The sequence below is a fragment of the Bacillus sp. Au-Bac7 genome (assembly GCF_021341655.1).
Lineage (GTDB): Bacteria > Bacillota > Bacilli > Bacillales > Cytobacillaceae > Niallia.
Window position 1 is genome coordinate 94,335 of record NZ_JAJTTG010000010.1, and the last position, 23,314, is coordinate 117,648.

The window sequence follows — 23,314 nt, forward strand, 5'->3', positions numbered from 1 at the left end:
TCCCATGTGTCGCTTTGATTTAGGCGAAGTCGCCGTCCCTTCAAACAAATGAATAGAGCGATACTAGAAGTATCGCTCAAAGTAAACGAATCTTAAATTAACTAATTTTTAGCATCCATCCATTCCACAAGCCAGTCCTTCCGGTATTTCACTAGAATTCTGCTTGCTTTTTTCTTCATTTATGATTCTCTCTAGATTTTCCTTCGAATGAATACCTGCAGCGACTGTATCTCCTATAATAAAGGTAGGAACTGCAGATATGTTAGCTTCAGTATAAGCATGTTGTAATGCCTTTTGGTGTTCTTCACGAAACGTTCTATTTTCCAGCGCCGTTCGATATGCTTGTACATCGAGGCCAACCTCACCTGCTAGCTTTGTAAGAACATCCATGTTACCAATATCTTGTTCTTCTTGGAAAAACGCACGCAGTAAACGAATGTTATACTCATTTCCCCTCCCCTTCTCCTTAGCATATTGAAAACCTTCAAATGCCAAGTGAGTATAAGGTTGTGGTGATACATTTGGTAAGACAATCTTAATTCCCATCCTATCAGCCATTGGGTAAACAGACTGCTTCCAAGTTCTTTGTAAATAATCTCCTTCTGGCCTTAACGTTTCGTTTGGATACGGACGCAGCTCAAATGGCATCCATTCTATGTCTACATCTTTTCCTTTTATCGCTTCTTCTAATGGTGCTTCTGCCAAGAAACAGAAAGGGCACACATAATCTGAATAAACTTTAATTTTGACTGTCAAAATGCTTCACTCCGATTTGATTCATAATCTCCTACTTTTGCAAAGCCATGTTTTTGGCTTACATAAAAACAACTGCTACATCAGATAAAATGGGGAATTGTTGATCCTGCTGTTGCCCGTTTTCTTTAATCGCCTCTATTCAATCTCGAAATCCTTAATATTAGCTGCTGGGTAAAGCACATCATTTGGTTTAAATACTGATAAAGCTTCGTTATTTTTCACTTTTTTAACCCAATCGTGATCAGCTAAAGCACCTTTTCCTAATGTTACAATATCAGCATCACCGCTATTTAAGATTTCAGCAGCTTTTTCTATTTTTTCTAATTGACCATTCGCAATTATGGGCAGTTGGCTATATTTTTTCGCTAAAGAAACTAAAGATTCCTCTCCTCCATCAAATGCTGGCTGCCATGCTTCGAACTCTGTGACGTGAATATAGTCTAAGCCTGATTGACCTAAGGAAGTAAAAATAATTTTTGCATCTTCTTCTTTTCCTGACCATTTGTAGAAATAATCGTTTACTTGTGATTGAGAGATTCGCATTCCAACTATGAAATCATTTCCAACAGCTTTAGTCACTTCAGATGCAATTTCAACTAAATATCTTACTCGGTTTTCAGTACTTCCACCATATTCATCAGTGCGCAGGTTTGTATATTCTGTAAGAAATGCATCTAAGAGATAACCATTGGCACCATGGATTTCAACCCCATCAAATCCAACAGCCTTTGCTCTTTGAGCAGCATTTACGAAGCTTTTTTTCACATCATTCATTTCTTCTTTTGTCATTTCTTTCGGAACATTAAACTCCCCTTCTCCGAAATAAAATTTAAGCTGTTCGCCTTTAGGCTTTACTGCTGATGGGGCAATTGTGTCCTTTGAAAAGTGACTTCCTTGTGAGAGTGGTCCACTATGCTGTAACTGCATAAAAATTTTACCGCCTTCTTCATGAACGGCATCCACAACCTTTTTCCAAGCTTGTGCTTGTCCATCCAATGCAATACCTGGTTGATATTGATACGTTTGGCTACTTTTATCATCAATATACGTACCTTCTGTAATAATTAACCCAAATCCACCTTTTGCGAAAGAACGGTAATATTTGACCATCTTATCCGTAACATATCCGTCTACTGTCGCACTAATTCGAGTCATTGGTGCTAGTCCAACTCTATTTTTTAATTCTGTTTTATTCATTATCAAAGATTGAAACAAAATACTTTTATCCAAGTCATTTTCCTCCTGTTGTATTAAGTAATTGACATCCTTACTGTTATTAGCTTAAATGAAGAGTACAGTTTAGTAAAACGAATATATTTGATAAGATAGTTCAAAAATATTGAACTATTATTAGGAGATGTTAGTTTGGAGCTTCGCCATTTAATTACATTTAAAACCATCGTTGAAAAGAACGGATTTAATAAAGCAGCAGAACACTTGGGTTACGCACAGTCTTCTATTACTACCCATGTTAAAGAACTAGAAAAGGTATTAGGTAATCCACTTTTTGACCGTCTCGGAAAAAAAATAATATTAACTCACTTCGGTAAGCAATTTCTTCCGTATGCAAATCAAATAATTGAGCTTTACAATCAGTCACTTACTATTGAAAAGGAACCTCAAGGTGAATTAACCATTGGAATATCGGAATCATTAACCATTTGCCGAATTCCTCAGATTCTGCTTGAATTCAAGCAGAAATATCCGAAAGTGAGCCTTCACGTTAAGTCATTAGAAAATTATGATGTTACTAAGAGCCTCCAGAGTGGTGATATAGATTTAGCTTTAATATTAGAAAAGGAAAATTGGAAACAAGAAGAGTTGCATATAGGAGAATTAGTAAAAGAAAGAATGGTCTTCATCCAGCCTAAAAATAAAAAAGATGCTTTAAATACAGCGCTATATTCCGATTTAAGATGCAGTTATAAATCTGTATTTGACGAATATATTTCATTAAATCAATTAGATATTAAAGATAGTCTAGAATTCCAAAGTATAGAAGCAATCAAACACTGTGTAAAAGCTGGGTTAGGCGTATCACTTGTTCCATACTTTTCTGTAAAAGAAGAACTTAAAGGCGGGATCTTCACAGGAGAAGAAGTTACAAAAGAACAAAATTCACTATCCACTTATTTGGCTTATCACAAAGATAAATGGTTGTCACCATCTATAAGCTGTATGATAAGTCTTGTGCAGAAGCACGCAATAACTTGGGAGTAACAATTTCTCTTTTAAATAACGCAGTTTTACGTAGAAAAATGGCGTTGGCAATAAAAAACTTCTATCAAGGATTAGAAGTTTTTTTACTAAGCATTTTAAACGTTAATAAGACGCAGAATGCAGCTTTATATATTCATTATTTATACTTCCTCTCTTGTCCGAACAAATTTTTTCTAAGAACCAATTGTAGCTTAAAAAATATCCTTCTAAACAGCATCATTAAATCCGTTTATTATGTATAAAAAATCCAAAACTATTGAAAATAATATAAGCAATTACTAACTAATAAGGAGCAATTTTTGATGAAAAAGATATTTTTAATGAGCTGGATTTTGCTTTTTTCCTTAATCATGGTGACGGGAACAAATACTTACGCTAAACCGCAAGAAAAACACATTAGCCAATCACAGGTAGATTTTGAAAATAATTTCCGAAAGCTTTGGTTAGATCATGTTTTGTGGACAAGCAACTATATTACAAGCGCAACTACAGCAGGTGCAGAGGATCAAAAACAGGTTCTGACGAGACTTCTAAAAAATCAAGAGGATATTGGAAATGCAATAAAGCCTGTTTACGGCGAGAAAGCAGGGAACAAACTGACAGAGCTGCTTAAGGAGCATATTGTTATAGCAGGAAAAATTATAGATGCAGCTAAAAGCGGAAATAAAACTACAGTGACTCAGCTAAACAAAGAATGGGCTAGAAATGCAGATGATATAGCTGCTTTTCTCAGTGAAGCCAACCCTTTCCTCAAAAAGGAAGAGCTAAAGAAATTATTAGCTATGCATCTCCAATTAGTCACAAATGATTTAACTGCAAGCCTGGAAAAAGACTGGAATGCTAGAATCATCTCAATTGATGAGGGTGTAACTCATATAATCATAATGGCAGATGCTATTTCAACTGGAGTTGTAAAACAGTTTCCTGATAAATTCAAATAATAAATGGAACAGGCACCTCTATTTCTATTAGAGGTGCCTGTCATATTATTGATAGCCACTCCCTCGCTATTGGTAAATATAGATAGACAGAAAAAGGGAAATTTTTGTTAAGGTCTAATTATCCAATCAATAATTTAATGTTTCCCATTAATGTTGTTAGAAGAAATTTTTTTCCTTTCAACTTTTTAAATAAAGACAATACCAATTGAATAATAATTAATTATAATAGCAAGCCCAAAGAAAAATGCAGAACGTACAACACAATTGCCCCCAAAATTATATGAATAGTGAAGGGAAAACATTTACTTATTAAGTACATGAGTACAGAGAAACCGAAAAACCGGTACCAAGATATCAAGTTAGTAAGGGGAAATCGTGGGGTAAGATTACATATGAATAATAAGGGGAGAAGCATATGCACGTTGAGAGTCTAAAAATTTGGCAACCACAAACAAACCTAAACTCAAATCATCCTGTTCATATTCTTTTTAGGGGTATTATTAAACATGATGACTATTTTAAAATAATCCTGGAAGATTATGACGACAATATAACGGAAATTGTATATAACCAATTAAACGGACCTATGGAATATTATGTTTGGTCCTTTAGATATACAACAGAGATAGGAAGGTTTGGTTTATATAATTTAGAGGTTGATGAATCAAATTTAAAAGAAAAAGGAAAAGCATATTTTTTTAAAATGGAAAACTCAGAATACATTAATTGGTTTGACAATCAAAATCCCCTTTTCAATAGCACGACACATCCAAATTTAGAGCATCATGTTTATATTACTCGTGATGAAGTAATGGAAGTATTATCAGATTATATTCCTTTAATATTAACAAATTAGATTAAAAATCCTTTAATTTAAACAACTGGAACAATAGGTTTTATATTCCCCTCAGTCGTTTATTACTTCGAACTGAATACACTAAAAAGGAAAATGTTAATAAGGATAGACAATATTCCAGTATAAGATATTTTTATGTCATGGTTCATTTAAATTAAACTACCATTAATGCCAGAGTAAACCATGAATATTATTAAACATTAATAAGAATTTAACGCAGACTTGTAGATTCATAAATACTTTGTTAATACTTCTTCTCTTGTCTATATAAGTGAACTTCACACTTACTTCTAAACATTCATTTTTAAGAAGAAAATTCAATTAGAATAAATTGCCAGAAAAAAGAGCATTAATTATTTCTAAATTAACGCTCACTTAATGATCATTTCCCTTTTTGCTTCTCGAGAACAAATTGAAATAAATACAATAACAAGGTATCAATCATAAATATACATAGTAATTGAAATTTCTTAAATTTTGACAACGCAAAAATTTTTATTTTTTTAAAGAAAGAAACAAATATATACGTGAATGCTCCATCTACAATTAAATTTAACACTAAATAACTAAAAATTTTCCCATACGTATACTTTAGTATCCATAAAGATCCGACTAAAAACGGTCCCCATGTAAAAGGGAATACCCAAGTTATCTTCGGAGATAGTATTTGGTACCAAAACCACCATTTACGCTTTTTGGCTACAAAATTGAACATGTGAACAATGAAAGATATAAATATTCCAGCGGGCAAAAAACGCTTTATAGATTCTTTTCCTAATAAAGGTACTGTTAACCAAGGAATAATTAAAATTAACATTGCCATTGTTTTTGAATATTTTTTTATTTTTATTTTCACTGAGTAACCTCCAATGCAAACTAATATCCGAGTTAATTTCCCCTAAAATAAGAAGAATTATTAAATGAAGACATCATTGATTGGATGCAAACTTTTTTCAAGTTTTTTACAACGATTACTAAGCATAAATAATAATGATATTGTGAAAAAAATGTGCTTAACAAACCTGACACAATCGTTAGACAAGAAAAGTTCTTTTTGTTTATTACAAGAATGCTGCTATGATAGTGCTAATCCTTCCTGGATTAGCAAATCAATAAAGTATCTTGCTGCTTTTACAGGTCATGATATTCCTGTCGTTAACATGTTATTAGTGTGTGATTAACTTACAGAAAGGTATAAAAATTTGACTTAGAGAGAATATAAAAAAAAGCTACTTATTGGAGGTTAATTATGCTGCCTAACTATAAAGGAAAACTTATAACGATTATTTGGATGGGTATTGGCTCTGCTATACTTGCTAGCATTTTCAGTGCAGCTCTTATCTCTATTACTATTAACACTAACAAAAAAATCAACCAATTATTTAATCGTTAGGTAATTATCATAGTTGATTTATGAATTTTATTCTAAAATCTAAATAAACCTCTTCATTCTTTATCGAAACGCTGTCTTAATAAAGATATAAACATATATCTATTGAAACTCTGAAAATAAGGAATAATTTCCCTGCCTTTACTCTCTATACTCATACACTTTACTATGGTAATGTTTAAGTATCAACTAACGTATACTCCCTTACAGACAAAACACAACCATTTTTAATCTGTATATGAATTCTATGTTATCTTGAAATAATCTCAAAGGATGATTCAGTGACTAGAATTATCAAGTTCGGTCAAAAGGTTATTTACGATAGTAAGATACACTTCTGCTTTTTTAATCATGAAAATGGCTTACTTGAAATAGTGAATCCTGAAACACGTTCTATATTCTTAGTTAAACAGAAATCTCTCATTTATAGGATTAAATAAAACCATTATTTTTTGATGGTTTTTTATTATGCAGGTCTCCTTCCTGTTCCTTTATATGAACTGTTATTGTATTTGGATTATGAACGTATTTACCTGCCTATACCAAAATCTAATCATACCAATGCGTTCTTTCTTTCCAAAAGAGGTGTGACAATTTCCAGAAGGAGAATGCAGAAAGTAATAGAGAATGCCTTTTGAGTAATAACAATACTTGGAGCAAAAGAAATTAACAGCTCATAAATTACGTCACACCTTTGGAACAGGCATGGTAAGGGATGGAACCGACTTAGTAACTATACAACAGCTTATGGGACATACAAATTTTAACACTACGCAGATATTTACCCATGTTAGCAATGAACAGAAGAAAAAAGCCATGAGAAATAAGAATGTCTCAAGATTTTTTAGCGATTCGAATCACGCATAGACCCTTGAAGCTATTAGGTTTTACGGGCATTTCACTAAGAATTACGTTCGCTCAGACGAAATTAAATTTGTTAGCATGATGAACGACTCATTAAATTCACTATAATACGTTTCTCAGACTCCATTTAATTCACCATTTTTTCTCGAAACATATAAATATTTAGGAAAACATAAACAAGGTCATGAGGTTACAATCTGTTACTAAAGCAAAATATGTAGAAGTACCTTTTCTTAGAACCCTTAATTACCAATATTTGTATTTATCAAATTTCTTGATGCGTAAAATTATTCTTTCTAGCTAGTCATAAGCGTAGGATCTCCTATATTTTTCTCTTCGTTAAAAAGTTACTTAACGAAAACTTGTAGATTTATATATTTATTATTTATAGTATGTTTAAACTTATTCTCTTTTCTTTTTAAGAACCTAGATATTGCAATTTTACTTTCTCCTTTTGATGGAAATATCATTCGTTCTTGTTTCAAGATGCATGCATCTCGAAACAATTAAGCATCTTGAAATACGGGTCATACTTTTACTTTTTTCATGTAAGATTTGGATAACATAATAAAGTAAAAATTCAAAGGGAGTTACCGATTAATTTTGGCCATATAGAATGATCCTCTTATTCAACAAAAGCCCCAGATTGTTTAAGTGTAATACTTCACAAACTTTATATAACTTGGAACAAAAAATGCTGCCAATGGCAGCTGTTGTTGCAATTATTTTACTTCTAACCAATCTTTAAAAACTGAATTATCCTCTAGGTTAAAGTAATATTTAGTAAATCGAATAAACTCTTCTGAATCTATCTCTTTAAACTTATAATTATCATAGTATTTCTTTACGAATTTTTCAGCCTCTTTGATTTCACCCTTTTTTTCAAAAAGTTTCCATAACATTACATTGGATTTCCCATAAATATATGAACTTTGATTATTCTGTTCATACTGATCCAAAGATAAGTTTACTGGCAATGGGTCAAGTCCTTTTACCATTTCATTTAAATTGCTATAAGGTACACCTTCATTTGATTTCGAATAAAAATATAGGCCTGTAGCAAACTCAGCAAAGCCTTCATCCAGCCAAGCTTCATGATATGGATCATTACTAATTATTCCATAAAACCACTGATGAGCTATTTCATGTACAACTGTCGATTTTAATAAAGCAGGAGGTAGTTTAGCATGATCATCAATTGAGTATGCTGTTACAACCCCTGGGTATTCCATACTTTTACCATCCAACACAATATCTAATTGATTATGAGGATAAGGCCCAATTGTTTTTTCAAAGTACATAAATGCTTCTGAAGCTATTTCCGATACCTCCTGAGAGAGCTGTTTATCATCACCAAACCCAAATAATCTAATATTTGTGTTTCCCACTTCTTTTTCGATTAGAAAATGTTCTTTCAAGATTACTGCAAAAAAGTCTTTAACGTTATTTGCTTGTAATGTTCCAATTTGTTTAACTTCTTTGGGATCGTTTGGACTTGTAGAAACTAGTGTATAACCATTTAGTAACTTATAGGTTACATTAAAGTCACTAAAATTAGTATGATATGTCTCCCCCTTAAATCGATAATCTTCTTTATTCCATTCCTTATTTCTATAGGTAGCAAGCATTGGGTAAAATTGAGCCAAGTGATAGTTCCCATTATTCTTTGTATATCTCAACCCTTTGTCTGGAAGAGTAAGATTGTATGTAAAGCTGACATGTACTTCACTATTTGGAGATAACTCATTATTTAAATCTATTTTCAATGTATCTTGTTCTAATGAAAACTCTACTGTTTCTCCATTAATTTCAATTGTACGAATTGTAACTGTTCCAGGATGAGCAGAAGATTGACCTAAACTATCTAAGGGCTGTTTGGTAAAGATATTAGGAATAAAATAAAAGACTAAATCGCTCCAATTATCTTCTGATTTATTCTGTACATTTACTTTTGCTTTTACTTCAAATTCTTCCTTTTCACTCATTACAATGTTTAAATCGTATGAAGCATGATTACCTGCGGGTACTGTATTTGGAGTAAATGACTTTTTAACTTCATTATTGTTGCTAACCAATACGTTATTTACTTTTAAAACTTGGAAGCATAAAAATATAACTAATATAGAAAAGAAACTTAAGTACAAGTATTTAATAACTCTCTCCCCCCTCGAGTTCAATCCATATTATAAGCAATTCTCTTTTCGGTTTGGAAATTCCTGTATATATTTTGCTTTAGCAAGGAAAATCACTTTCCCTACAATGAAAATTCTTTGCGTAAAAAAATAACTGCCAAAGGCAGTAAAATAAAAGTCCAACATTTATTTTTTTTCTTTCAATAATATTTCAATAATTTCTGCTAACGCTTCAACAGTATTGTATCCCTCTTCTAATGAATTCTCTATCCCACCAATTTCAATAATAACAGACTGGTTTAAGATATCTTGGTTATAATCACTTGCCATCTCTGTGGACTTACCAAATATCCCCCGAGAAAGTCCAGGATACAATTCTTGTGCTTTTTCATGAAATTCTCTTGCAAATTCCATATTCTCCTTATACTTTTCATCTTCTTGATTTACAACAAATGCAAGCTTTGAATAACTTTTACCGTTAATCTCTACAGTGGTATTTCTTTTTAGAGTAGTATCTCTGTGGAGGTCAAAAACCATTTGTATATTATTATATCTAGTTAAAGTTTCTACTAATTTTTCTCTGGATACGTTATAAGCATCTTTTCTAGATAACCCACGTTGTTCAACTAACTTCATATTATTGGTTGTATCAACAATATTATTAATAAGTCTATTATTAAGAGCCTTACTTAATCTTTGACCGACTAATGTAATGTTGATATTTTCGTCATAGCTATTTTCCTGATCGAATTGTCCTTTTGGATTTACAGCTTTCAATTCGGGGATAAAGGATTCATCATTATGAGTATGATAAATATAAACAAGTGGTTCTTTACTATAGTTAGAAAATGAAGATATATTATTTTCTATGTTAGGGGTAGAATTAGATAAGTTTATTAAGGGGTCTTCACCTTTTTGGAATACATAAGTGAAAACAAACAAACAAGCAATCAATGCACTTACTGAAATAATCCAACGACTGTATGTCTTCTTTCTTTCTAATTTTCTTGCTTTTTCTCTTAATAAATTTTCTGTTTCTAAAACAAACTCTTCCCTTGGATTAAGTGAGAAAGATTTTTTAATTAAATCTGTTAATTCTCTGTCATCTTGCATTACTTAGCACCTCCATTGATAATGGATTTAAAATCTTTTTTAGTTCTTTTAATGCTCTGTGATAATCAACCTTCACCTTCGATTCACTACATTGAAGAATTTCAGCAGTTTCCTTTATTGAGCATTCATTAATCGCTCTAAGTATTACAACTGACCTAAAATGGGGTTTTAATTTAGCAATCCCAGCATGAATACCTTTTTTTAATTCGTCTAACTCTAAAATGTCTATTGGTTGATGTCCACTTGCTACATTTCTTAAAATCTTTTCATTAATCAATACTTGCCAACGTTTTTTTCGATAATGATCAATTGCCGTATGTCTTGCAATAGAAAGTATCCAAGCTTTTAAGTGATGAATTCGATTTTTATCCGTAAGATTTTTAAGAACCCGAATGAACACTTCTTGTGTTAAATCTTCTGTATCATTGTGATTCCCTGTAAAACAAATTAGATATCGGTATACATCCAAATAATAAAGTTTATAAATTTCTATTATTTCATCTTCGGTATTGTCATTATTAAACACAATCTCCCCCCTTTTTTATACAAATATAAATCGTTTGAACTTGGTTAAAGGTTACAATTATTTTTAATTTTTTCCTAAATAAAAAAAACCGTCTCTAAGACGGATTATTAATGAATTTCAATTTTTAAGTTAGAATATCCTCTTTAATTTAGTTCGGTTTTCTAAATCTTCTTTAATTAAACTGCCCTGATAGCTACATAAAAAAGGCCTTCCATTATTAAATGGAGAGAACCAGTTAGCTTATAGTTAAACTTTTTTTACCATTCGAACTTGTTTTAAGATATGTCCATCAAACTCTACATCAGATTCTTTAACTATTTCGAATCCTTTAGCTTCATAAAAGTTCATCCCAATCTTATTATCTTTTTCGACATTTATATAAATTTCCTTTATACCTATTAATTCTTTAACAGCCTGTTGTATTAAAGCACTACCTATCCCTTTTCCTTGGAATTCCGGATGAAGATAAATAGCCGCCAATTCAACCTTTCCACCTACCCTTACTGTGGAATAGTTTGCAAAACCGACAATTTCACCCTCAACTTCTGCAACATAAATAATAGAACGTTCTATACGTTGTTTCATACTTTTATCACTGTAATTTAATTTTAAGAAGTTATTTTGTACTTCTATTGGAATAATGCCCTCATATGTTGCATTCCAAGTTGTTTTCGCTATACTTTGAACTTTTTTTGTATCATCGTAGTGCATCTTACGTATGGTAATATTCATATAAAGCCCTCCTTTTAAATACGGCTAATTCTTCTTCAACAAAACTGCCTCGTTTCTACTGTAGAGACGATTTTTCGTATTTATCCAGAATTTAACCATCCTATAGAATAATTTAGAAAATATTACTTTTCTGGTACCTCTAATTTGTAGTAAGACTTTAAAAAATCCATGTTTAGGAATGTTTGAAACAAAAAGCTACTTAAACGTAGCAAATTAATAAGTATTGTTATGTTAATCTATTACGAATTTAATGTCCAAATAACTCTGTTATCTGGTTTTAGCCATTCCACTTTTGCATTTACAAACTTATCTCCATTAATAACTTCGTTTAGAAATCCCTTATGGTAATCTGGAATTAACTCATTTAAATTTATTTCATCAATATCTATCCAACATGGAAAGATATTCTCTTCCATTTGAACAATATCCCCTTTTACATTTTTAGAAATGTAAAAGAAACAAACTGAATGATAATCACTTGTATGTTTAATAAATGTGATAACACCTTTCAATTCTAATTCAGACACGATTAAACCTGTTTCTTCTGACATCTCTCTATAACATGCTTCCTCCAAAGATTCATGTAGTTCAACATGTCCTCCAGGTGGTATTAACATATTGTTTGTTGCTAAGTCCTTCCGACTCGTTTTTTTTATAAATGCAATTTTATTATCTCTTAGTGCAATGCAAGATACTTGTACACGTATCGACATGGCTGGCTCCTTTAATCTTCGTTTATTATGATTTTTTGATGACAACTTGTTCTGGTTGATTCTTTTCTTCATTCCATACTGTTTGAATTTCAAATGTACCAGGTGCAAAAAAAAGATCAAATCTAATTTTTATATCCTCTTGCATCGGTAAATCTTTTGCTTCATTAATATCTACCCAATGCAACTCACCTTCAGGAGGATTTTTTATCAATTCCCCTGTAAAGTCCTTAGTCCAATAATTCATCATTATGTAACGATCTTTCTTCGTAGGATTTACAAACTCGGAAATCCCTTTAAAAACTAAATTAATAATTTCTAGTCCTGTTTCTTCTCTCACTTCTCTGATAGCGCTTTCTATAAAACTCTCTGGAAACTCCACCTTACCACCAGGAGGAAGAAAACCTTTGAAATTATCATGTTGTCGATCCAATAATAAAACTTTGTTCCCATTTTGAATCATTACGACTGTCCAAATCTTATAATTAACCAGTTACATCACATCCCTACCTTTTTTTCTATATTTTAACATATAATTATTAAGCCAAATTCAACTTTCTCTACTCACTTGATAAAAATGAATCCACCCATTAAAACAGCAGTACTTTCTGGTTTTTTTAGCTACTTTGTGAATAGATGCACTTAAAGTAAACTGCCTCGTTTCCCCCATAAGAGTTTTTTCATTTCTTACAGGAATGCTGCCATGTTTCTACCATATGGAGGATTTTCAATTATAAGCATCGTGATTATAGAATAATTTTGACCAGGTTGGGTAAGTTATAAAAGGTTTGATTGGATTTTGTTCCTTATCACGTAAAACCCTCACTATTTAAGCGAGGGTTTTCTTTGTTTTTAAATGTTATTTAGTTATCCTCCCACTTTAGTAACATCTAAATGCGAGTCTATTTTTTTAGTTTAATTTCTATCAGTTGATAAGTAAAATGGAATTTACTTATAGGCAAGTACTATGTTACCGTTTTAATACATCACTTATTATATTGGGTCCTATTAGACTTTTCTTAGTCACCTTCCCTTTATAAATTGAAGGGGGGCTAAGAAGGTATAGTAATGTCAACAGCCAAGAATTTAGACCATATTAGTAATATCTCCTTCGGTCAAAAAGTTATATACAACAGTAAAATACACTTTTGTTTCTTTAATCATGAAAATGGATTTTTAGAAATAATAGATCCAGATACAAACTCTATTTTTTTAGTTATACAAAAATCGCTCATTTATAGGATTAAGTAAAACCATCAATATTTAAGCATTGATGGTTTTGTTTTGTTTCATATTTCAGTTTGAATAGTTAATAACTTTATTATTCAGTGATTTTCATTCTAAAAATTCATTAGTTTGTGAAATAGTGTACTTATAGTAAACCTGCCTCGTTTCTTCCATAAGCTATGTTTTCTATTATTACAGTATTGCTGCCCTGATTTTGACATAAATAAGATCTCTTAAATTATTACTGATATGCTGCAAAAATAGAATATACAACAGCCCTTACTTACTATGGAGCTTCGTTAGGTGCCAGTTTCAGAACAGATTTAATCGTAAACTATTCTAAAGTATTTACAAATGTAATGGAGGACGGTTCCGTTTCTTACAATATTACGGTTAAAAATGGATGGTTTGAAAAACAACCTGACTCTGTTTGATAAAAAAAGCTTATGTACATTACGGTTGCAGAAAAATAGAGCATTAACCATTAATAGATTAATGCTCTCTTATATATTATTCCTCCTTACTCGCAAATACTTCCGTATTTAGCGCTTCTCTTATTCAGAAGTTAAGAAAAAGATGACTATTCTTAAAGCCCCCATTACAAAAGTTTTATACATCAAACTTATACAAACCGAGTGACACTAGATTGTCTTACTTCTGCTGTAACAGAAGTGACACTGGTTAAAGTCGTAGTAAGGATACTAACTGTATAGGTATCTGTCGAAGTTGTAGTTGGTACGTCGATATAGATATTAGCAACATTAAATCTTTGTGTTCCTGAATTATTTCCTGTTCTGCTTACAGTTAGTGTATTTATAATTGTCCCATTTCTTCTAATTATAACATTGAAATTAATAGTCCAGTTTGCTCCTGTAATTACAGCAATTTGTTGAGTATTCTCAATCTTTATTTCATTACCTACAGCCACTGGGAGTGTTACTGTATTAATTGTAGTTTCTACACCTACAGGAATTACTAGTGTTGCAGCAGGCTGATCAAAAAATAATGCAGTTGCAGATGGTTGACCACTTGGTCCTGTTGGTCCCACTGCTCCGGCTGGTCCTGTTGGTCCTGTTGGTCCTGTTGGTCCCGCTACTCCTGCTGGACCTGTTGCTCCTGTTGGTCCTGCTACTCCCGCTGGACCCGTTGCTCCTGTTGGTCCCGTTACTCCTGCTGGACCTGTTGCTCCTGTTGGCCCCGCTACTCCTGCTGGACCCGTTGCTCCTGTTGGTCCCACTGCTCCTGCTGGGCCTGTTGGCCCCACTGCTCCTGCTGGACCTGTTGCTCCCGCTGGGCCTGTTGCTCCTGTTGGGCCTGCTACTCCTGCTGGGCCTGTTGGTCCCACTGCTCCTGCTGGACCTGTTGCTCCCGCTGGGCCTGTTGCTCCTGTTGGTCCTGCTGGACCCGTTGCTCCTGTTGGTCCCGTTACTCCTGCTGGACCTGTTGCTCCTGTTGGCCCCGCTACTCCTGCTGGACCCGTTGCTCCTGTTGGTCCCGCTACTCCTGCTGGACCTGTTGCTCCTGTTGGTCCTGCTACTCCCGCTGGACCCGTTGCTCCTGTTGGTCCCACTGCTCCTGCTGGGCCTGTTGGCCCCACTGCTCCTGCTGGACCTGTTGCTCCCGCTGGGCCTGTTGCTCCTGTTGGGCCTGCTACTCCTGCTGGGCCTGTTGGTCCCACTGCTCCTGCTGGACCTGTTGCTCCCGCTGGGCCTGTTGCTCCTGTTGGTCCTGCTGGACCCGTTGCTCCTGTTGGTCCCGCTACTCCTGCTGGACCTGTTGCTCCTGTTGGCCCCGCTACTCCTGCTGGACCTGTTGCTCCTGTTGGTCCTGCTACTCCTGCTGGGCCTGTTGCTCCTATTGGGCCTGCTACTCCTGCTGGGCCTGTTGGCCCCACTGCTCCTGCTGGACCTGTTGCTCCCGCTGGGCCTGTTGGTCCTGCTGGACCCGTTGCTCCTGTTGGTCCCGTTTCTCCTGCTGGACCTGTTGCTCCTGTTGGCCCCGCTACTCCTGCTGGACCCGTTGCTCCTGTTGGTCCCGCTACTCCTGCTGGGCCTGTTGCTCCTGTTAATCCCGCTGGACCCGTTGGACCTGTTGGTCCTATTATTCCAGTGGCAGTTAACAGCGCTACATCATCAATTAAAATATTAGAAGCACCTGCTAACGGTATTAAGTTTATAAGCAAATATGCTTGAGTAGTACCCGCAGGTGCTGTACTAGTTGTTAAATATACTTCTTGCCAATCGCTAGTTTGTGCATTTGGTAGCCTGTTAGCCGGAAGATAGGTCGATAAACCAGTTCCTATAAGCTCAAAATTTTGTCCAAAAAAGAAAACTTGAATTAACACTGCAGGAGCCTGTAAATTACTATCCTTAGCTAAAGATACAATAAGTTCTATATTCTCCCCTGTTCCGGCAGGGACAAATTGTCCAATATAGGCCGGTTCAATTCCCTGTTCAAGCAAAGCAGAATATGTTCCCGAATGAGAATACTGATTTGTAACAGTGGAATTCCCAGGGAAAACCCAACCATTTAAATTTCCTGTTTCAAATCCACTATTAGTAATTAAATTTAATAAACTCATCTATCTACTCCTTTCGGAAGTATTTTATATACGAATATAATATGAGTTTTTAATTAAATTGTCTGAGCACTACTCTATATAATGTTCTAGTTAATAGCACATTTTTGAAGCAGTTAAGATAGAAATAAAAAACCACTGTAAATATCAGTGGTTTTTAAAGTTATTAAAATGGATTAAATAATCAGTTCAACATACTTATATGTACATATTATATCCTGTAAACTCATTTATTTTCTTTTCAAAAAGGTGTACTAAAATGTACACCTTTTTGCTTTGTTCCCATAAGTAAGGTTGTACACTTATACTAAATATTCCCCTTTATATTAGACAAGAATTTTTATATAACCTGCTTAAGAATCTCTCTGTGTGCTTAATACTGATGGACAAACATTATTACTTTTCAAATAACTACATATCACAAAGAAAACTCATTAGTAAATATTATGAATAAATTTTTATTTTACTGGAAAAATGCTTCATAAGCATCGATGCGTTTAGTACCATATTAAAGTTTGTGAATAAATGTACTTAAACAAAACTGCCACATTTCTGCCATAGAGACAATTTCCAACCATAATTTTAGTATATTTCTGAACAGGTGAGGAAAGTTATAGAAGGTTTGATTGGAAATTCCTTTCCACGTGAAACCCTCACTATCTAAGTGGGGGTTCTTTTTTTTGAATTGACCCACTAAATATAGACATAGTTATCTCACTAGGCAGCTTCAGAGCATGAGTCGGGTATTTTCTTATATTAACTTCATTCCATAAACACTTACTAAAACTATAAATGTTTGAATTTTTTCACACTAAACTGCACATTTTTGTAAAAAATAATTCTAAATGCGAGACTATTTGTTAGTTTAATTTCTATCAGTTGATAAGTAAAACGGGATTTACTTATAGGCAAGTACTATGTTACCGTTTTAATACATCACATATTATATTGGGTCCTATTAGACTTTTCTTAGTCACCTTCCCTTTATACAGTGAAGGGGGGCTAAGAAAATATAGTCATGTCAACAGCCAAGAATTTAGACCATATTAGTAATATCTCGTTCGGTCAAAAAGTTATATACAACAGTAAAATACACTTTTGTTTCTTTAATCATGAAAATGGATTATTAGAAATCATAGATCCTGATACAAACTCTATTTTTTTAGTTAGACAAAAATCAATCATTTATAGGATTAAGTAAAACCATCAATAGTTAGCATTGATAGTTTTACTTAATCCTTCTTTTATTATATATACGTATGTCATTTTATTTATTGGACAATTTAAGATATGTAGAAACCTAATCGAATTGATTACCTTTACTTCTCGCTATAAGTATCTCCTGAAAATGTGAGGTAAGAAGCTGCCCCTTTATTTCATCATCCTTCTTTCTCCAAAATAAAAAGCACTCAAAATTATGAGCACTTTCCTTTAAATATTTTCAGATTCTTTATTGCTCTTCTTTTATCTCAATCGTAATAGTTCGCTCTATTCTAGAAAAATGATCTTCAAATTCAACCTTTATTCCAACTATTTTTTTTACTACACTTTTGAAGGTTAAAAGTAACCCATTCAAATTAGTTCCATCTTTAATTATTAATTGTGGAGTTAATAAGGGATTAGCAGCCAAAAGTATTTCTTCTGCAAAGTAAATTTCTTTATTTAAATCCAAATCAAAAAACTTAATATTTATTTTAATTTCTTTTCCCATAATACATCTCCATTTCCCATTAATTATCAAGGAATGGAACTAATAAGACAACAAAATTTCCCATAGAAAGAAATTAATTAGACAATACACCTTTGATATTTACAAAATCCTACCTAGTTTTTTGTAATTCCTTCTTTCACAAACCTGCCTCTTTAGCAACATAAGAAAAGGCACCTTATATTTAAGGAAAGCCCCTGTTAGTTTAAGTGTAATGCTTCACAAAATATAATCTTTTTATACTTGTTTTTACACTATAATAAGGTAAAAAAAAGCTTTTCCTAATATAAGGAAAGCTCTGATCCAATCATTATTAATTTATTTCTAAGCAATTTTATTTATTGTTGAATGGATATGTTTGTTTTTAACGTATTCCAAATTCTTAGTGACACAATAAAAATTAACCCTATAGATATACATGTTAAACTTAAGCCAACTGTTGATTTGGCAAAATTAATCCCGATATAACTATACAAAAGTCTTAGTGGTGCATTGGCAATAATTAGAGTTAGGATGTAAGTAGAATATTTTATTCCAGTGGCAGCTGATAAAAAACAAAGTACATCTGAAGGAACAATCGGACAAACCATTCCTAAAGCGAGAATTTTAAAATTATATACTTTTAATAATTGATTTAAATCTTTATGCTTTTTAAGCATATAAATATTTACTTCTTTTCCAACAATGCTTCTAGACAAAAAATAAATTAAGCTAGCGCTTAATACTAATCCAACAGTTGATAAAATAGAACCTTGTAAAGGGCCAAAGGAAGCCCCTCCTAGTATCATTAAAGGAGTTCCTGGTATAAGAAATAGCAGTCTAACTATCCATGCTCCAATGAAGAACAATGATGCGTATTCATTTTTCTCTGAAATAAAATGTTTTATGGTATCTATATCGACATGTAATACGTCAAAGTATACTAAAGATAAAAGGACTAATATCAAAATGGTAATAAAGGTAAATTTTCTTTTCATTTTTTCACATCTCCTAATATTAACGATGCTAGTATTATAAGAGAAAAAAATGAAGAATTACTTCAGATAATTATTAAGAATTCTTAAGGTTCGTTTCATAATCCGTAACTAATGGTAATTCAACTTGAAAACTGATTGTGTTATCTTGAAAATCTGCCGATATTTGCCCAGAATGTAATTCTAAAATTCTTTTTGATATAGCAAGTCCAAGTCCGGATCCATTTTTCTCCATTCTCGCCTTATCACCCACATAAAATCGCTCAAATAACTTATTGATATCCTCACTAGGAGGTTTTTCTACTTTATTTATGATTTGAAATAAAGAATGATTCCCCTTTTTTTGTAGGCTAATCATAATGACTGAAGGTTTAACGCTATATTTAATAGCATTACTTATAAGATTGTCAAACACACGAACTAACCTATCTACGTCCATTAACACTGGAAATGCAGCATCTTCAATTGATTTATTCACAAGTAATTGTTCTTTTTCTATAATTGGTAAGTATTCACCTACTATTTGTTCTAATAAATCGCCGAAATCCACTACATTTTTATTTAAAGTAAAATCCTGATTGGATAATCGAGTATATTCGAATAACTCATCAATTAACATTTTAAGTCTATTTGATTTTTGATATGTTATTTCTAAATACTCCTGCAACTGTTGTTGGTTGGAATAATGACCTTTTTTTAAAAGATCAATGTAACCGATAATGGATGTTAACGGTGTTCGTAAATCATGAGAAATATTCGTAATTAGTTCGTTCTTTTCTTGTTCCAACGTTCTTTCTTTTTCAAATTTGTGATGTAACTCTCTAGACATATAATTGACGTTCTCAGTAAGTTGTGTCAATTCATCTTTACCTCTCAATTCTATTGTAAGCCCCATCTCTCCATTTGCAATTTTATCTATCTTGTTGGAAATTAATTTAAGGTAGCGTAATTTTTTACTAATTAAAATAATAAAAGTAACTATAAATGTTACAATCAACACTAAAAATATAATTACAGCTAGTGAGGAATAAACAGCAATACTTAGATTCTCAGGATTATGTTTATCTATAAAGTATCCGATTAAACGTGAAACTAGCATAATAGCAAGGAAAGACACAATTAGGCTAAGAGTAATTGCACCCAGTAATTGGGTAGATAACTTATTTATCCTTTTAACATTCCTCATATTTTATAACCCACACCCCATATCGTTTTCACATAAATAGGATGTTTAGGATCTTGTTCAATTTTATCTCGTATTTTTGTTATATGTACCATTACATTATTATCTGATCGAAAGAATTCTTCCTTCCAAACTGCTTCATATATTTTTTGCACACTCATTACCATTCCTTTATTTCGAGCAAGGAACTCTAAAATATCAAATTCTTTAGGAGTAAGTCTAACTTCTTGATTCTGCACATGGACTTGTCTCGTATCAAAATTTATTTTTAATTCTCCTATTTCCATCATTTTTTTATCTTTACTTGGTTGCGTATTATATTTATTCGTTCTTCTTAATTGAGATTTCACTCTTGCAATTAATTCTAATGGATTAAAAGGCTTTGATAAATAGTCGTCTGCACCTGACATAAGTCCCTGTATTTTATCCATATCCTCAGACTTTGCCGACAACATGATTATTGGCATATTTCTTTCTTCTCTAATTTTCATACATGCTTGAATTCCATCCATTTTAGGTAACATAATGTCCAAAATAATAAGGTCTACTTCATCACTTTGTAAGTAATTTAATGCTTCAATGGCATCTTCAAATTTTTGCGTTAACATACCTTCATTTTCTAGGTAGATACCAATAAGATTCCTTATTTCTTTATCATCATCGATTATTAGTATTTTGGGTTGCATTAATTAACTCCTTTTTATATCCCTTATAATTTACACTGAAGAACATAAGCTGGTGGTAAATTTCTTAATTCTCTTTTTAGCGTAATATTGGGAAAATAATTTCTCATAAAAGGTATTTTAACCTTAGTATATTGAAAAGTCACAAACTCCCCACCTGTTTTTAACACTTTCAAGGTATTTGATAATATCCCTTTTGATACAGAATTAGGTAAGCTCGCAAATGGAAGACCAGAAACAATATAATCCGCATAAGGAATTCCATATTCCAATAGATATTGTTGAACATGCTCTGCAGATCCATGAATGATAATTATGTTTCTTTGCTTATTGTACTTTTTCTTCAAAATTTTATAAAATTCTTCATTGTTTTCAATTAACATAATAACTGTGTTTTCACTTCTTTTTTCTAGTATTTTCTTGGTGAATACACCAGTACCTGGTCCATATTCTACAATATATTTTGCTTTCTTAAAATCAATCCCATCTACCATTTTTTTACTCAAAAATTTGGAACTTGGCCAGATTGCACCGACAGTTCTAGGATTAGTAATATATTGATAAATAAAAGAAAATTTTCTCATGCCCTACTCCTCAATGTTAGTTTGAATATCAATATAAATGTAAAATCTAAAGATAAACTCAACAATTTTCTTAAGAATTCTTAAGGATTTTATTTAAAGTATGGATAATTTTTCTCTACATAAAAAAGAGCATTAATCCCTTGGATTAATGCTCTTTTACCAAAAAGCTTCTATGGCTGTAACATAGAAATCTGAATAAGAATAGAATGACCAGCAATATTAGTTACAATCACAACAATAGTACATGTATAGGAGTTAAGTAACGGTACAATCAATACTAATAAAAGTCCAAATAAATCCCTTATTCCTCTACATCGAATCAAGTAATATAAATACAAAATCTAAAAGAGAAACTCCAACAATTTTCTTAAGAATTCTTAAGATATTTATTGACAGTATGAATTGTATAATATGTGTAAATATTTTTTCATAAGAAAAGGTGATAAAAATAAATATCATTAGTTACACAACCCTATTAACTATTTTTCTTTTTATTTTATTTAGCATGACTAATTTGATTACATACGAGGTTTTCGTTCTTGTATTCATTCCTTTAAGTCTTTATATACTAATTATTGGAGTATCTGAGTTTAAAAAAAATTATAAAAAATAGAAGTTTTATTGAGGGACAAGTAAATAAATTTAAAGATATGTTAGAAGAAAGAATTAACAAATTGGATTTTGTTTAAATTAGATAACATATTACTCCTCTTCCAGAACAGCATCAAGAAAGGAGGAAATGGACCCTATTCCACCTTGTCCTTTCGGGAAATAATTATATTCTTAATTATTAATAGTTAGAACGTAAACAAGCCAATAGATATAGTCCAAAATATAATAATTGATAATAAGGAAATATTATTAAGGCTTAAAACTAATTCATATGTTCAACAGTATATGGAACAATTTTACTTGGAATCTGCAATAACCAAGTTAAATAAAGAAGAATGAAAATCAAAATAATTCCAGATTTTATTTATTGTAAAAAAAGATATTACATAAAAGGATAGATGTACCCTGAGTGAATTAATATCAACTATCATCATTATTTTTGGGGGAATATGTTATTTAATTAAGCCAACATTTATAGATCTTGTCTTAATAACTGCTATAGTATTAATTGTACTGCTAGCAAAAGAACTTTTTGTTTATTACTTAACTAATAAGAAAAGAAGTAAATAGGCCAACAGCTTGTATTCCCATTAAATTTAGTACGTATAATACTTTGAGTTTGTGAATAAATTCACTTAAGGTAACCTGCCACGATAGTACCAGAAGCACATAAACTGCACTGGTTAATGCTTAAGTTATTATAAGGATTCTGACCAGATTGTTGTATAAAAAAGAACCTTCCATTATTTAAGGAAAGACCTGTTAGCTTATGAACTTTTAAATTAAATATCACAATTCTTCAAATCAATTTCATACTCTTTAGGAATATAATTTAACAATTTTAATGTACTATTGATTCTATTATCATCAGTGAATACCGTTAACCCAACTTCATCTATATCAATTAAGGTTATTACCTTGTCCCAATTAAGATCAGGGAATTCTATTGGATGATTCCAATTCACACTTGGACATAACTCACCCAATAGTAAACTCTCACCTTTTATCATAAACGAACGGAAACCATTAGAAGCAAACCCCTCACAATATCTCGTTGTTAGTTTTAATTGAGCAGCAGACTCTACTTTAAGAATCATCCATTCATTTTTTTTATTACATACATAATCAATATGTAATTCCTTCACCTTTTCTATATCTTCATCATCCATTAACTCAGTTGATAATACAAAGAATAAAGGAAACTCAAAAGTATTTTTTATAAAATTATTTGAAAAACCTTCAAGATCTCTAAAATTTACTCCAAGACTTAAAACTGTGAGATTCCTCTTTTTAAACTTAATTGAGTTAATAATGCTTATATCGCTATTTTGAATAAAAACCGACATTATGTTCACTTCCTACTATTAATGTTAGCTAAGTTATGCCTAAAGCTAAGCTATTTAAACAGAATACTAACTAGTTATAAATAATAATCATTTATGGAACACTCCGTTCTTGATTAATTACCTATTTTAAAATTCAGTAAGTATATGGCTATTTTAATTTTAATTCTTCTTCAACAAAC

The 23,314-nt window shown here is 32.1% G+C and carries 23 protein-coding genes; 7 read left to right on the plus strand and 16 right to left on the minus strand.

The genetic code is table 11. The features are described from left to right. Nucleotides 1-108: 108 nt before the first annotated feature. Nucleotides 109-756: a DsbA family oxidoreductase gene (locus LXM54_RS21405; RefSeq protein WP_233317268.1), complete on the minus strand. Its 648-nt coding sequence runs from the start codon at nt 754-756 to the stop codon at nt 109-111. A gap of 135 nt (nt 757-891) precedes the next feature. After that, on the minus strand, nt 892-1,986 hold the full coding sequence (locus LXM54_RS21410) for an NADH:flavin oxidoreductase (protein ID WP_233317269.1): 1,095 nt from the start codon (nt 1,984-1,986) through the stop codon (nt 892-894). Between the two features lie 135 nt (nt 1,987-2,121). Between LXM54_RS21410 and LXM54_RS21415 the strand changes: the two genes are divergently transcribed. The 3 genes from LXM54_RS21415 (at nt 2,122) to LXM54_RS21425 (ending at nt 4,773) form a co-directional block, all read left to right on the plus strand. Next, on the plus strand, nt 2,122-2,976 hold the full coding sequence (locus LXM54_RS21415; RefSeq protein WP_233317270.1) for a LysR family transcriptional regulator: 855 nt from the start codon (nt 2,122-2,124) through the stop codon (nt 2,974-2,976). Nucleotides 2,977-3,278: 302 nt separating this feature from the next. Next, entirely contained in the window at nt 3,279-3,917 is a 639-nt protein-coding gene (locus LXM54_RS21420; protein ID WP_233317271.1) for a glycosyltransferase, read from the plus strand. 415 nt (nt 3,918-4,332) lie between these two features. Further along, on the plus strand, nt 4,333-4,773 hold the full coding sequence (locus LXM54_RS21425) for a hypothetical protein (protein WP_233317272.1): 441 nt from the start codon (nt 4,333-4,335) through the stop codon (nt 4,771-4,773). Nucleotides 4,774-5,155: 382 nt separating this feature from the next. Here the strand turns inward: LXM54_RS21425 and LXM54_RS21430 are convergent, their stop codons facing one another. Next, on the minus strand, nt 5,156-5,629 hold the full coding sequence (locus LXM54_RS21430; RefSeq protein WP_233317273.1) for a hypothetical protein: 474 nt from the start codon (nt 5,627-5,629) through the stop codon (nt 5,156-5,158). Nucleotides 5,630-6,022: 393 nt separating this feature from the next. Between LXM54_RS21430 and LXM54_RS21435 the strand changes: the two genes are divergently transcribed. Beyond that, nucleotides 6,023-6,166: a hypothetical protein gene (locus LXM54_RS21435; protein WP_233317274.1), complete on the plus strand. Its 144-nt coding sequence runs from the start codon at nt 6,023-6,025 to the stop codon at nt 6,164-6,166. Between the two features lie 648 nt (nt 6,167-6,814). Next, nucleotides 6,815-7,030, plus strand: coding sequence for a tyrosine-type recombinase/integrase (locus LXM54_RS28590; protein WP_442780521.1), 216 nt, complete (start codon nt 6,815-6,817; stop codon nt 7,028-7,030). Nucleotides 7,031-7,749: 719 nt separating this feature from the next. Here LXM54_RS28590 and LXM54_RS21440 read toward each other — a convergent pair. The 6 genes from LXM54_RS21440 to LXM54_RS21465 all read right to left on the minus strand — a co-directional run bounded on the left by LXM54_RS21440 (nt 7,750) and on the right by LXM54_RS21465 (nt 12,703). Continuing rightward, nucleotides 7,750-9,171, minus strand: a complete 1,422-nt coding sequence (locus tag LXM54_RS21440) for a M1 family metallopeptidase (RefSeq protein WP_233317275.1) — start codon at nt 9,169-9,171, stop codon at nt 7,750-7,752. A gap of 174 nt (nt 9,172-9,345) precedes the next feature. Continuing rightward, the gene (locus tag LXM54_RS21445; RefSeq protein WP_233317276.1) at nt 9,346-10,272 is read right to left on the minus strand and encodes a stage II sporulation protein P; all 927 of its coding nucleotides are present in this window, start codon (nt 10,270-10,272) and stop codon (nt 9,346-9,348) included. After that, nucleotides 10,262-10,798 (minus strand): RNA polymerase sigma factor, encoded by a 537-nt coding sequence (locus LXM54_RS21450; protein WP_233317277.1) that lies wholly within the window; start codon nt 10,796-10,798, stop codon nt 10,262-10,264. Before LXM54_RS21450 ends, LXM54_RS21445 begins: the two co-directional genes overlap by 11 nt. Before the next feature lie 246 nt (nt 10,799-11,044). Continuing rightward, nucleotides 11,045-11,530 (minus strand): GNAT family N-acetyltransferase, encoded by a 486-nt coding sequence (locus LXM54_RS21455; RefSeq protein ID WP_233317278.1) that lies wholly within the window; start codon nt 11,528-11,530, stop codon nt 11,045-11,047. Between the two features lie 239 nt (nt 11,531-11,769). Continuing rightward, complete coding sequence (locus tag LXM54_RS21460; RefSeq protein WP_233317279.1) at nt 11,770-12,243, minus strand: NUDIX hydrolase; 474 nt, start codon at nt 12,241-12,243, stop codon at nt 11,770-11,772. A 25-nt stretch (nt 12,244-12,268) separates the two neighbouring features. Further along, nucleotides 12,269-12,703 carry an 8-oxo-dGTP diphosphatase gene (locus tag LXM54_RS21465; RefSeq protein WP_233317280.1) on the minus strand — a complete coding sequence of 145 codons (435 nt, stop codon included), beginning with the start codon at nt 12,701-12,703 and terminating at the stop codon, nt 12,269-12,271. A 1,024-nt stretch (nt 12,704-13,727) separates the two neighbouring features. Here LXM54_RS21465 and LXM54_RS21470 point away from each other — a divergent pair. Next, nucleotides 13,728-13,901, plus strand: a complete 174-nt coding sequence (locus LXM54_RS21470) for a DUF3231 family protein (protein WP_233317296.1) — start codon at nt 13,728-13,730, stop codon at nt 13,899-13,901. A gap of 188 nt (nt 13,902-14,089) precedes the next feature. Here the strand turns inward: LXM54_RS21470 and LXM54_RS21475 are convergent, their stop codons facing one another. The 6 genes from LXM54_RS21475 to LXM54_RS21500 form a co-directional block, all read right to left on the minus strand. Then, on the minus strand, nt 14,090-16,048 hold the full coding sequence (locus LXM54_RS21475) for an NTTRR-F1 domain (RefSeq protein ID WP_233317281.1): 1,959 nt from the start codon (nt 16,046-16,048) through the stop codon (nt 14,090-14,092). Between the two features lie 1,447 nt (nt 16,049-17,495). Beyond that, a complete protein-coding gene (locus tag LXM54_RS21480; protein WP_233317282.1) occupies nt 17,496-17,756 on the minus strand; it encodes a hypothetical protein in 261 nt (86 codons plus the stop codon). 335 nt (nt 17,757-18,091) lie between these two features. Beyond that, entirely contained in the window at nt 18,092-18,730 is a 639-nt protein-coding gene (locus LXM54_RS21485) for a TVP38/TMEM64 family protein (RefSeq protein WP_233317283.1), read from the minus strand. Nucleotides 18,731-18,803: 73 nt separating this feature from the next. Next, entirely contained in the window at nt 18,804-19,913 is a 1,110-nt protein-coding gene (locus tag LXM54_RS21490; protein ID WP_233317284.1) for a sensor histidine kinase, read from the minus strand. Further along, nucleotides 19,910-20,596 carry a response regulator transcription factor gene (locus LXM54_RS21495; RefSeq protein ID WP_233317285.1) on the minus strand — a complete coding sequence of 229 codons (687 nt, stop codon included), beginning with the start codon at nt 20,594-20,596 and terminating at the stop codon, nt 19,910-19,912. The genes LXM54_RS21490 and LXM54_RS21495 overlap by 4 nt, the downstream gene beginning before the upstream one ends. 23 nt (nt 20,597-20,619) lie before the next feature. Then, entirely contained in the window at nt 20,620-21,177 is a 558-nt protein-coding gene (locus LXM54_RS21500) for a class I SAM-dependent methyltransferase (RefSeq protein ID WP_233317286.1), read from the minus strand. A gap of 505 nt (nt 21,178-21,682) precedes the next feature. On the opposite strand from LXM54_RS21500, the gene LXM54_RS28595 reads away from it, so the two are divergent. Then, nucleotides 21,683-21,790 carry a DUF3953 domain-containing protein gene (locus LXM54_RS28595; RefSeq protein ID WP_442780523.1) on the plus strand — a complete coding sequence of 36 codons (108 nt, stop codon included), beginning with the start codon at nt 21,683-21,685 and terminating at the stop codon, nt 21,788-21,790. A gap of 781 nt (nt 21,791-22,571) precedes the next feature. Here the strand turns inward: LXM54_RS28595 and LXM54_RS21505 are convergent. Next, complete coding sequence (locus LXM54_RS21505; protein WP_233317287.1) at nt 22,572-23,135, minus strand: hypothetical protein; 564 nt, start codon at nt 23,133-23,135, stop codon at nt 22,572-22,574. Between the last annotated feature and the right edge of the window lie 179 nt (nt 23,136-23,314).